The organism is uncultured Negativicoccus sp. (genome assembly GCF_902480485.1).
GTDB lineage: Bacteria > Bacillota > Negativicutes > Veillonellales > Negativicoccaceae > Negativicoccus > Negativicoccus succinicivorans.
In genome coordinates this window covers 1-11,525 of record NZ_CABSTC010000042.1, presented here as the reverse complement: position 1 = coordinate 11,525, position 11,525 = coordinate 1, and the positions used below count along the sequence as shown (strand labels likewise).

The window sequence follows — 11,525 nt, the reverse complement described above, 5'->3', positions numbered from 1 at the left end:
ACACACCGTACGTCCATTTGGTACTATCGTTTCCTCACCGCGAACAATAGCTGCCAGTAAGGTTGTCCCCGGCAAATTAATTTCCGCCAACGGACGATGCACAAGAGGATTTTGCTCGGTTACTTTCAATTCCAAAGCCACCGCCTTCGAGTCCTCAAAACTACTGATGGAAAGCACTTCCCCTTTGCGAATCTGTCGTAAAATTTCGTTCGAAGTCAGTAAACGCGGCGAAAATACGATATCGATCCCCACTTGTTCCATCAAGTCTATGTATTCCGGTCGTCCGACACGTACAAGAGTTCGTTGGACACCAAAATGACGTGCCATTAATGCGACGAGTAAATTGAGTTTATCATCATCGGTCAAACAAACAATCGCATCATAATCGCCCACTTCCTCGTCACGCAAAAGATCGACATCAGTGCCGTCACCATTAATGACGATCACGTTGTCGGTTTCCGCTGAAAGGAGTTCGCAACGCTCATAATCTTTTTCGATAACTTTGACATGGTAATTGGCTTTTTCTAAAAGAATAGCCAAATTACGACCAACCAGTCCAGCACCCACCAGCAAAACATTTTGAATCCGCGTACGAGTCGTCGCCAGTTTTTCTTCAAGCCCTTCGATCGCTTTACGTTCACCAAGGAAGAATACATTATCAAGCATTTGAAGCGCATCATCACCGTTCGGAATGATCATATGGCCATGTCGAAAAATTCCGCCGATCAGAACCTTATCGGGAATTTCCAAGTCGCGAATTCGTTTGCCCAACATATCTTCATTATCGCGCGCTTTAATTTCCAAAAGCCTGACTTTGCCATTCGCAAAGTTTTCAACATCCAAAGCATTCGGCATCTTGATAATCTGCATTACTTCATTGGCAGTAACCATTTCCGTGTTAATAATGAGGTTCAAACCGAGCGAAGCCAACGCCGGATTATTATTTTGTAAAATGTATTCTTTGGCACGAACACGAGCAATGGTTTGTGTCGCTCCCAATTGCTTAGCAATGTAGCAGGATAAAAGATTCACTTCATCACGATCGGTCACCGCAACAAAAAGTTCCGTATCCTCCATACCGATATCCATGAGCAGGCCGGGATTAGCTCCGTTTCCTACCATCAACATGGCTTCCAAATAACTGCGAATCAAATCAATCCGCTCGGAATTTTCATCTACGAGGATGACATCATGATCTTCTTCCGTCAAGCGCTGGGCAAGCGTGTATCCCACTTTGCCGGCACCGATAATCACAATCTTCATAATTCACTCCACTAATCGTGTCTGCGCATTATCTTGCGTAATTTTGCCCTGTTTCATTAAATGCCCGAGTGCACGTTTAAACGCACTTTTACTGAGTTTAAACTGTCGGCGAATCACCGTAGGATCAGTCTTATCCGTATACGGCATGACGCCACCGCGCGCCTCCAAATAGGCAAGGATCGTGGCCGCATCCGTGGTCATTGCCGTTTCTTTTTGCGCCCGTAACGAGGCATTCAAGCGACCGTCTTCGCGCACGAACGTAACCCGCGCCTTAACCATTTCTCCTACCAAAATCGTGTGGTCCCATTCATCACGATGAATAAAGACCAAATATTTTTGCGGCGTGATTCCCAATGCTCCGTCGGCGGTAATATTATAAATCGCCGCCGTCACTTCATCGCCTCGTTCAATCTCTTCGCTGGGTTTGGCAATGGATTGCATGGCTAAACCCACATCCATGCTCACCGCCAGTCGACCGGATTTATCCTCGTAAAGGCGAACCCAAACACGATCACCTTCCTGGAGATTTCCCTTCATTTCGGCAAACGGCAAAAAAATACCGCGCTCGGTTCCCAAATCAACGAACGCTCCGAAGCGGGTCCGTTGAATTACTTCAGCATATGCAATTTGGCCCGGCTGAATGCGGGGTAAACGCATGCTTGCGGTCAACCTGCCTTTGGGATCATGGTACAGGAAAACATCAACAACGTCTCCCACTTCGACAGAGGTCGTTTGTTGATCATGATGCAACAGAATATCATCCGAAGTATTTCCGGTACCTGCATCCAAAAAAGCTCCCAGTTCACCGGTACGTGCGACCTTAAGAGAGACAAGCGTGTTTTCTTTTAGCGTTACGTTATTGGTCACCGCTGATTTGCTGTTCAATTTTGGCGTCTCCCCACATTGTGTCCAAATCATAGTAAGTGCGCTCTTCCGGCACAAAAATATGGACAATAATCGATCCGAAATCCTGCAAAATCCAGGTTCCTTCACGGTATCCGTTTTCTCGCAAAAGTTCTATATTATTATCAGTTAGCAATTTTGTTACTTCGTCAGCCAATGCCTGTGAATGCTTTTTGTTACCTGCATTCACCAGAATAAAATAATCTGCCAGAGCAGTAATGCCTTCCATATTTAAAACTTTGATCTGTTTGCCTTTTTTGCTTTCCAGTAAGGTTACAATCTGTTCCGTTAATTGCTTAATTTCCATATTATCTCCTTCCTATTCCGCCATATTCCTAGTCAAGGTTTTGCCGATCAACGTTTGACTGCCAATCGGATCTACCTGCCAGTAATGGATTTCTCCTGCTGTTTGCGGTTCTCCCGGTACGATGTAAAAAGCAATATTTTCAGGTGGCATTTTCGTCAATTCATACACCAGCTTCGCTCCGTCACCAGCCGAAATATTGCTAGCGAAGTGATGCCACGAAAAATACGTATACATGTAATTTACCCAACTATATTGCTTTTGCAATTGCGCAAGATATGCTTTCAAAAATCGTTGCTGACGCTGGGTACGCCCCAGTTCACCGGCAACATCGTCGCGATAACGTAAGTAGGCAACCGCTTGCTTACCGTCGAGTTCCTGATAGCCTTGTGCCAAGCGAATCGGTGTAGTCACGCCGTCATCGTGTTCCATGTTTTTTTCCACATACAGTGATACCGGTCCGCGAGTATCAAGCCAAGATGCAAAATGCGCTTCGTCAAGCATCACATAATAGGGAATAAAAATCTGAAATGAGCGCTCTACCTGTTCCTTTAATGCTGCCATCCCGCCCGCCGTATACGCATCTTTTAACAGCGGTACGTGTCCGTCTTCGGTGGGTGTTCCCATGTTTGGTAAAAGGGAAATCACGGCCGCGGTTTGTTTTTGAAAGTTAACGGCAACGAGCATAATGGTATCCGCCGCTTTCGGGTCGCTTTGGTCAATCCCCGTTGCCAAAATATAAATCGGTGTATCTGCCGTTCCTTGCTCCAGCTCTTTCGTGGCATTACCATGTGCTTTTTGCTGTCCGAACCAATATACTGCACCGATCAAAAACAAAAAGAGCAACAAGATGACCATCCATTTTAACCGCCAACGCCAACCTCTGCGTTTCTTACGTCGCCGCTGCGGAAGCTTTATTCTTTTGTCATTCATGCGTGCTGCGTTTCCTTTATTAAATAATTACGCACGTCTACTGTCGGCGTATAAATTTCCTGTCCCAAATTCAAAAGATGACGAATAGTCGAATCGATACCCGCTAAAGCAGCCTTGCGCAAATCCGTTTTGGCTATTGCGCGGATCTGTTCAACACCGTCATATTCACGCGTCGGTTCAATGTAATCGGCTACAAATATAAGTAATTCAAGATGGCTCATCGCCTCTCGCCCCGTAGTATGATACGCAATCGCGGCCAATTCTAAAGGGTCCGTAAAACCGAAATTATTTTTTGCGTATACAGCACCTGCAGGACCATGCAGTAAACTGCGCATATGCCACATCATCGGCGAAATTTGTTGCTTTTGATCCGCCAATAACTCCTGCATTTCTGTAAGTGACATTTCTTTTGCACAATCGTGAACCAAGCCGCAGCGTTCCGCCTGTTTGGGATCGCCACCGAATTGCTGTGCCAGAACGCTTGCCGTGTGAGCTACTCCCAGAGAGTGACGATATCGCTTCTCGGAAAGTAATTCTTTCATTTTTTTACGAAGTTCTTTCGTGGAAACTGTTTTAACAGTCATAGATTCCCTTTTCTGTCAGCCAGCGCCGTACGGCGTCCGGCATTAAATAGCGTACAGACTGCCCTCTGCAAAGCCGCCTGCGTAAATCTGTCGCGGAAATTTCCAATTGCGGTGTTGCTAAATAATGGATGCGAGTTTGCGCCAAATCCCCAAATCGTTCCGTAAGATGTTCCCGGTTGACCTGGTAATGAGGCCGCAACGCGCCCACAAAATGGCATAATTCAATCAATTCATCGATGTACTTCCAAGTCGGTAATTGTTCCAGTGTATCGGTACCGACAATAAAATAAAACTCGGTACCGGTGGGATATTGCGTGTGAAAATATCGCAACGTATCTACTGTATAGGACAGCCCTTCCCGCTGCAACTCGACATCGGAAATGTCAAAATGCGGGTTGTCTGCGATCGCTAAACGAACCATTTCATATCGCAACTCATCCGGTGCGACATCTAAATCTTGCTGTTTATGCGGTGGATGCGAAGCCGGAACAAATACCACTTTGGTCAAATCATATTCTTGCCAGGCCGCTTCCGCTATGACTAAGTGACCAAGGTGAATGGGATTAAATGTCCCACCGAAAATTCCGATTCGTTGCGGCATTGTCATAAGCTATCTCCCTATCCCCAAAATCACAATCAACAGTACCAAAAAAACGATGAGCAGTATGTATTCTTTGGCATCATGACGACCTTTTTCAGTTCTGAGGTGATAGTTCCACCAAATCTTCCATCTACGCAACATCAGGACCTTACTTGTCCTGTACCGTAAAGACAATACTTATATGTCACTAAAGCTTCCAATCCCATAGGGCCGCGTGTATGTAGTTTTTGCGTACTGATCCCGATCTCCGCGCCCAGGCCAAATTCAAAACCATCCGTAAAACGCGTGGAAGCATTCGCATACACTGCTGCCGCATCGACTTCGCGCAAGAAACGTTCGATGGCATGCCTATCTTCACTGATAATGCATTCACTGTGGCGCGTACCGTACCTCGCAATGTGAGCAAGCGCTGCATCCAAATCATCTACCACTTTAATAGACAAAATCAAATCGTTATATTCGGTCGCCCAATCCTCGGCGGTAACCGGCCTGCATCCGGAAACGTATCGGCATGTCGCTTCATCGCCCCGCAGTTCCACTCCTGCTGCAGTAAGTTGTTCTGCTATAACAGGTAACCACTGCGGCGCTACAGCACGGTGCACCAGCAAGGTTTCCAGTGCATTGCAAACCGAGGGCCGTTGGGTTTTGGCATTCATGACAATCGCCGTTGCTTTCATCGGATCCGCCGCTTTATCCACATATACATGGCAAATGCCGCTTCCGGTTTCAATGACGGGAACCATACTGTTTTCCAGCACAAACTGAATCAAACCACGTCCACCGCGGGGAATCACCAAATCAATGGTGGAGCGCTCCCGTAGAAGTTCTCCCACCAGGCTGCGGTCGGTAGTCTGAACATATTGTACTATATCTTCCGGCACCCCAGCGTCGTGCAAAACATCCCTCACACATTGAGTCAACACCAGATTTGTATGTTGCGCTTCTTTGCCACCGCGTAAAATCACCGTATTGCCCGATTTCAAAGCCAACGCCGCCGCATCAATCGTTACGTTAGGACGTGCTTCATAAATAATCGCAATCACACCAAAAGGAACGGTGACTTTATATTGAGTAAGACCGTTTGTAAAGATACGTTTTTCTTGTGCAACAGCTAACGGATCCGGCAATGTTGCTACCTGCTCTACGCTCTGTGCGATCGCTTCAATTCGTTCGGCAGTTAAACGCAACCGATCCTGCATTGCACCGGAAAGTCCATGAGTAGCGGCAAGATCCTGTTCGTTAGCCGCCAGAATTTCGGCTATCGAAACTTGTAAACGTTCTGCGAGAGCACGTAATAATTCATTTTTCGTTTCCGTCGTCAAGCTTGCGCAACGATTTTTGACCGTCTGTGCACGCATTCCATAGTCTGCCGCTCGCATATTACCCCTTCCGCACCAAATTGTCTCGGTGCACCGCAACCAAAAAGCGCGGCGTATATCCCAATCGTTCCACAATATCAGCTGAATGTGTACCTTTGACCTGCATCAATTCTTCACTGGTTAATGCGGCTGTTCCACGAGCGATCTCCTGTCCCTGGCAGCGAATCGAAACGCCGTCACCTTCTTCAAACGTTCCCTCGACACCGATAATGCCGATCGGCAAAATGCTGGAACCGTGTTGCAAAATAGCCTCTTTACAACCTTCATCCACAAACAGTGTTCCTTTCATCTGCGTACCAAACAGTAATTGTCGTTTACGCATTTGGGGATGGACTTTACGTGCTTTGAACCAAGTTCCGATGCTTTCTCCATGTACGGCACGCGTTACTACATGCGGCTCCTCAGATGCACAAATGAGCATATGGACACCGGAATGAATACAAATATCTGCTGCTTCCAGTTTAGTAAGCATGCCGCCGGTTCCACGCTCGCTCCCGGTTCCCTGTGCTAATGCCAAAACCGCCGGCGTAATTTGTGTGATTTCAGAAATAAGTGTACTTTCGGGATCTGTCATCGGATTGGCCGTATACAGACCATCTACATCCGATAAAATAATGAGCATATCCGCGCCGATAATACTCGCGACCATCGCTGCCAAATTATCATTATCGCCAACCTTAAATTCATCGACGGCAATCGTATCATTTTCATTGACTATCGGCAAAGCACCAAATTGCAATAAAGATTGCAATGTGCGTTGCGCATACATATATCGCCGCGGATGTAGGTAGTCTCCTTTGGTCAAAAGAACTTGCGCCACGGTAATACCATAAGCCTGAAACGCCGCCTCATACATATGAATTAAGAGTCCTTGCCCGACCGCTGCCGCAGCCTGTTTTTCTTCCAAGCGCTGCGGCCGTTCGAGCATTTTCAATGCCGGCATCCCTGCCGCGACAGCGCCGGAAGACACTAAAACCACCTCATAGCCTTCCGCGGCAAGCGTTGACAGATCATGCACAAGCGCATTAATCTTAGCCAGATCGATAACGCCGGTTTCATGTGTGATAGAGCTACTGCCCACTTTCACAACAATGCGTTTACAGGCCTGAAAGTCGCGGTTCATGACTCAGGCAACTCAATCTTGGAGTCTTTTTCTTTCGCGCGAAAAAACACTCCTGTCCCACCGATCTGTTGTACTTTTTCCGCATGCAACACAGATGCTAACGTATTCATTGTCTCTTCTTTTTCCGCCGGCGAATTCTGATGAATTTTAACTTTGATCAATTCACGCTTGGCAATGGCCTTACGCGCACTCTCGATCACTGTATCCTCTAAGCCGTTTTTACCGATTTGCACCACCGGATCCATATTCATCGCCAATTTTTGTAAAAACTTCTTTTGTCGATTTGTTAACATAGTTACTCCTCAAAGGTAAATTCTACTTCTCCGATGCGAACTGTATCGCCTTGTTTCACACCCTGCTCACGCAAAAATTCATCGAGCTCCATGTATCGCCAAATTTTTTGGAAACGCAATACGGAGTAATCATCGTCAAAGTTTGTCATACCAACCAGTCGTTCGATCCGACGGCCGTGTAATTCATAAGCAGCATCATCGCCACGCGTCACCGTAAAATCGGGTTGCGGCGTTTCATCATATATTGCTTCATCAATGACGGACGGCTCTTCCTGCGGTTCCATCGCTACCTCTTGCAAAACCTCCCAGGTCCGCTGCAGCAATGCGGGAATCCCTTTGCCGGTCACAGTAGAAATGGGAAAGACCTCACGCCCTTTTTCTGTTTGTATTTTCGTAAATGTTTTCAGTGCTTCAACGTCGGACAAAGCATCAATTTTATTCGCAACAATTAATTGGCGTTTTTGGGGTAGTAAGTCACTATATAATGCCAGTTCGGTGTTGATAATTTCAACATCTTCCAATGGATCGCGCCCTTCGGAACCGGTGACATCCACCATGTGCAACAACACTTTACTGCGCTCTACGTGACGTAAGAACTGATGCCCCAAGCCGACACCTTTGCTGGCACCTTCGATGAGGCCGGGGATATCGGCCATTACAAACTGTCTCTCTTCATCCAAACGAACGACACCTAAACTCGGCGTAAGTGTAGTAAACGGATACGCGGCTACTTCCGGTTTAGCGGCGGATACTTTACGAATCAGTGAGGATTTACCCACACTCGGATACCCGATAATTCCCACATCGGCTAAAACTTTTAATTCCAGGCGTAACCAACGTTCCTGCCCCGGTTCTCCCTGCTCCGCAAATTTCGGCGCCCGATTGGCACTGGTTGCAAAGCGCGCATTTCCGCGGCCACCGCGACCGCCCTTAAGTGCAACATACTCTTCGCCGTCCGCTACTAAGTCGGCCAGTAACTTGTCACTCTCATCATCATACACAGATGTTCCCAAGGGAACATCAATGTATAAATCATTGGCATCTTTTCCGAATTTATTGCTTGATTGTCCGTTTTCGCCCGGTTTCGCTTTAAAAATCCTGCGATAGCGAAAATCAATTAACGTGTTCATGTTGCGCGTCGCACGCAAAATAACGGCACCGCCGTGCCCGCCATCGCCACCACTCGGACCGCCCTTGGGTACATACTTTTCACGACGGAAACTGCTCATCCCGTTACCGCCGGAACCTGATTCTATTAAAATTCTTGCGCGGTCGATAAACATCTTGTTCCGCCTTTCTTTAAAGCGCACAAAGCGCTTAATGTAATAGTTTCTACTAAATTAATTTCATGTTACATAATTCATTCAAAAGAATCAAATAGAGGCGATAGATGCCTCTATTTGATTTTTTTGACTTCTTCAATAGCTGTTTGCAGTGCTTCCGGTGTATCCGCTTCTGCTCCCAAATCGATGTCAGGCGTAACACCATATCCGTTAATGCTGCTTCCATTCGGACTGTAATATTCTGCAATCGTCAAGCGCAGTCCCGTCGCATCGGAAACCGGCAGTACGCTTTGTACGGTTCCTTTCCCATACGTTGTCGTACCCATTAAAATGCCGGTTTGGTGATCCCGAATCGCTGCTGCTAAAATCTCACTGGCGCTCGCACTGTCATGATCAATTAAAACCACAAGAGGCACGCGCTCATTGCTGCCGTTCACTTTGATGACCTCGGTTTTGCCGGAGCGCGGCACAATTCGTACCAATTCCCCCTGCGACACAAAATGATCCGCCACCGCTGTTACGGCTGCCAGCGAGCCTCCCGGATTCTTGCGTAAATCCAAGACCAGACGCTGCATACCCTGATATTTTAATTCCGTCAGCGCCCGGTTTACTTCCTCCGGGGTATGTTCCGTAAACTGACCGATACGTAAATAGCCAATCTGCTCGGGCATCATCTCATGCGTTACCGTCGGAACAGAAAACTCTTTACGTTTCAACGTAAAATCTCGGTCCCCGTTATCACTTCGTACCGTAATCGTTACTTGTGTATTCGCAGGGCCGGTGATTTTTTCCACTGTTTTAGGCAATGGCATTCCCTTAGTTGTTTCCCCATCTACAGCAACAATGTATCCGTTTACCGGAACATCCGCTGCTTCCGCACTTCCACCGGGTAAAACCCGCATGATGCGAGGAAACTCACTGTCGGTTGTCAGAATAATGCCAACACCCACGAACTTTCCTTCTATGGACTGCGTAAAACGGGTAAACTCACCGGCCGGCAAATAGTAGGAGTACGGATCATTCAAACTTTGCACCATACCGCCAATAGCCCCGTCAGTCAATTGCTCCGGATCGGGGCGATGGACGTAATCATGCCGTACCGTAAGCAACACACGCGTAAATCGCACGCCATCTTCAACACTGCCAAACAGAAGATAGGATGTTGCCAATAAAACCAAAATAGCAAAAACAATCCCCGTCACCAGTGTACGCAGCAGGTATTTAAAGCCCCATGCCTGTTTCATCAGAGATATCCCATCGGGTCCACAGGGGAACCGTCAACACGCACTTCAAAATGGCAATGCGGTCCGGTCGAATAACCGGTAGATCCTGCATATGCTATAACCTGTCCCTGTTGCACGCTCTGCCCCGGCGAGACCGCCAGCTCGGAATTATGTCCATACAAAGTGCTCAAGCCATTCCCATGATCAATAACGACGGCATAGCCGTAACCACCGAGCCAATCCGCCTCAACGACGACACCGCTATCCGCTGCCATAATCGGCGTACCGGTATCAACTCCGATATCGATACCGGAATGATAAATCTGCGTGCCAAAAATCGGGTGAATACGATAGCCGAACGGCGATGTGATCGGACCGCTTGTCGGCCAAATGAAAACACCACTGCCATGCACAACTTGTCCGGCGCTGGCACCTTGTTGTTGCCGCGCTCTAATGCGTGCTTCTATATCCTGACTGGTGGCTTGTAATTCCGCGTAAGACGCTTCTGCTAACGCCTTTTCATCCTGTAAGCGTGCTAAGACGATCAGTTGATCCTGTTTTTTATTTTCGACAACTGTCTTCTTTGCTTCCGCTTCGGCTTGCAGTTTTGCCAACTGCTGACGTTGTACTTCCAACTGCTGTTTTTTCTGCAAAATAAGCTCACGTTCGGCGCGAATTTCCGTAATCAAATTCAGATCAGCCGAAACAATTCGTTTTAAAAATTCCAAGCGATTGGCGAAATCGGTAAAGTTTTTCGCACCTAAAATAACTTCTAAATAATTCAGCTTGCCGTGCATATACACGTCACGCAAGCGTTTATTTAAAATCCGTTCACGTTCGTCCAAGCGCTTTTGCGCAGCAGTGAGTTCCACTTCAGTTTGCTGAATTTGAGCATTGACTTGCGATTGCTGCACCTCTATTGCATGCAACTCATTCAAAGCCACATCCAGCTCACTTTGAATCTGACGCAACAGTTCGGAAACAGAACCGATTTGCTCCTCGGCAAGTTCTTTACGGTGCTGCGCTTCATTCATTTGTGATTGCACATCAGAAAGCTCAGCTTCTAAGTTTTCTGCCAACGAAGGTACTGCAAACCCTTGACAGAACGCCCATATTAGAAGCCATGCTACTCCTTTTTCCCATCGTCTCATAAGCTATACCTTCATGTACTTGTGCACCGAAATCGCACTGCCGACAACGCCGATCAAAATACCGGCCACAAGTAAAATGGCTGCCACTTGCGCAATAAAAGGATATACCGGAATCAAGGGTAAAAATGCAAATCCATTGGTAACTAATTCCCGCAGAGCCCATACGTACAATTGCCACAAGCTAACGCCTGCAAAAATGGCGCCTATTGTACCGAGAATCATACCTTCCAAAAGGAACGGCCAACGAATAAATCCGTTCGTGGCACCGACGTATTTCATAATTTCTATTTCTTTGCGCCGTGCGTAAACGGTCAAACGAATCGTATTGGAAACGATAAAGATGGTGGCAAAGGCCAGGAAGATAATTAAAATCATTCCACCGATTCTGACAATCTGCGTGAATTGGAATAATTTTTCAATCGTATCCTGTCCGTATTGAACGCTTTCCACTTCCGGATATTTCACAAATAATTCGGCACCGTGAT

The 11,525-nt window shown here is 47.0% G+C and carries 13 protein-coding genes; all 13 read right to left on the bottom strand.

Annotated elements, in window-relative coordinates; all coding sequences use genetic code 11:
- Nucleotides 1–1,263: Trk system potassium transporter TrkA (gene trkA / locus RDN69_RS04595; protein ID WP_288218294.1), on the bottom strand; the 1,263-nt coding region annotated here is incomplete at its 3' end.
- Between the two features lie 3 nt (nucleotides 1,264–1,266).
- On the bottom strand, nucleotides 1,267–2,148 hold the full coding sequence (locus RDN69_RS04590) for a S1 RNA-binding domain-containing protein (protein ID WP_273259731.1): 882 nt from the start codon (nucleotides 2,146–2,148) through the stop codon (nucleotides 1,267–1,269).
- Nucleotides 2,120–2,473 (bottom strand): ribosome silencing factor, encoded by a 354-nt coding sequence (gene rsfS, locus RDN69_RS04585; protein WP_024048869.1) that lies wholly within the window; start codon nucleotides 2,471–2,473, stop codon nucleotides 2,120–2,122. Before rsfS ends, RDN69_RS04590 begins: the two co-directional genes overlap by 29 nt.
- A 12-nt stretch (nucleotides 2,474–2,485) precedes the next feature.
- Nucleotides 2,486–3,328 (bottom strand): LCP family protein, encoded by an 843-nt coding sequence (locus tag RDN69_RS04580; RefSeq protein ID WP_288218293.1) that lies wholly within the window; start codon nucleotides 3,326–3,328, stop codon nucleotides 2,486–2,488.
- A gap of 71 nt (nucleotides 3,329–3,399) precedes the next feature.
- Entirely contained in the window at nucleotides 3,400–3,987 is a 588-nt protein-coding gene (gene yqeK, locus RDN69_RS04575; RefSeq protein ID WP_273259736.1) for a bis(5'-nucleosyl)-tetraphosphatase (symmetrical) YqeK, read from the bottom strand.
- Nucleotides 3,977–4,588: a nicotinate-nucleotide adenylyltransferase gene (gene nadD / locus RDN69_RS04570; RefSeq protein WP_308530380.1), complete on the bottom strand. Its 612-nt coding sequence runs from the start codon at nucleotides 4,586–4,588 to the stop codon at nucleotides 3,977–3,979. Before nadD ends, yqeK begins: the two co-directional genes overlap by 11 nt.
- 140 nt (nucleotides 4,589–4,728) lie before the next feature.
- On the bottom strand, nucleotides 4,729–5,967 hold the full coding sequence (locus RDN69_RS04565) for a glutamate-5-semialdehyde dehydrogenase (protein ID WP_024048864.1): 1,239 nt from the start codon (nucleotides 5,965–5,967) through the stop codon (nucleotides 4,729–4,731).
- Between the two features lies 1 nt (nucleotide 5,968).
- Entirely contained in the window at nucleotides 5,969–7,090 is a 1,122-nt protein-coding gene (proB, locus tag RDN69_RS04560) for a glutamate 5-kinase (protein ID WP_024048863.1), read from the bottom strand.
- Entirely contained in the window at nucleotides 7,087–7,383 is a 297-nt protein-coding gene (gene yhbY, locus RDN69_RS04555; RefSeq protein ID WP_024048862.1) for a ribosome assembly RNA-binding protein YhbY, read from the bottom strand. Before yhbY ends, proB begins: the two co-directional genes overlap by 4 nt.
- A 2-nt stretch (nucleotides 7,384–7,385) precedes the next feature.
- Nucleotides 7,386–8,666 (bottom strand): GTPase ObgE, encoded by a 1,281-nt coding sequence (gene obgE, locus RDN69_RS04550; protein ID WP_024048861.1) that lies wholly within the window; start codon nucleotides 8,664–8,666, stop codon nucleotides 7,386–7,388.
- Between the two features lie 113 nt (nucleotides 8,667–8,779).
- Nucleotides 8,780–9,910: a S41 family peptidase gene (locus RDN69_RS04545; protein ID WP_024048860.1), complete on the bottom strand. Its 1,131-nt coding sequence runs from the start codon at nucleotides 9,908–9,910 to the stop codon at nucleotides 8,780–8,782.
- A complete protein-coding gene (locus tag RDN69_RS04540; protein ID WP_260399101.1) occupies nucleotides 9,910–10,968 on the bottom strand; it encodes a murein hydrolase activator EnvC in 1,059 nt (352 codons plus the stop codon). The genes RDN69_RS04545 and RDN69_RS04540 overlap by 1 nt, the downstream gene beginning before the upstream one ends.
- 75 nt (nucleotides 10,969–11,043) lie before the next feature.
- Nucleotides 11,044–11,525: FtsX-like permease family protein (locus tag RDN69_RS04535; RefSeq protein ID WP_288218292.1), on the bottom strand; the 482-nt coding region annotated here is incomplete at its 5' end.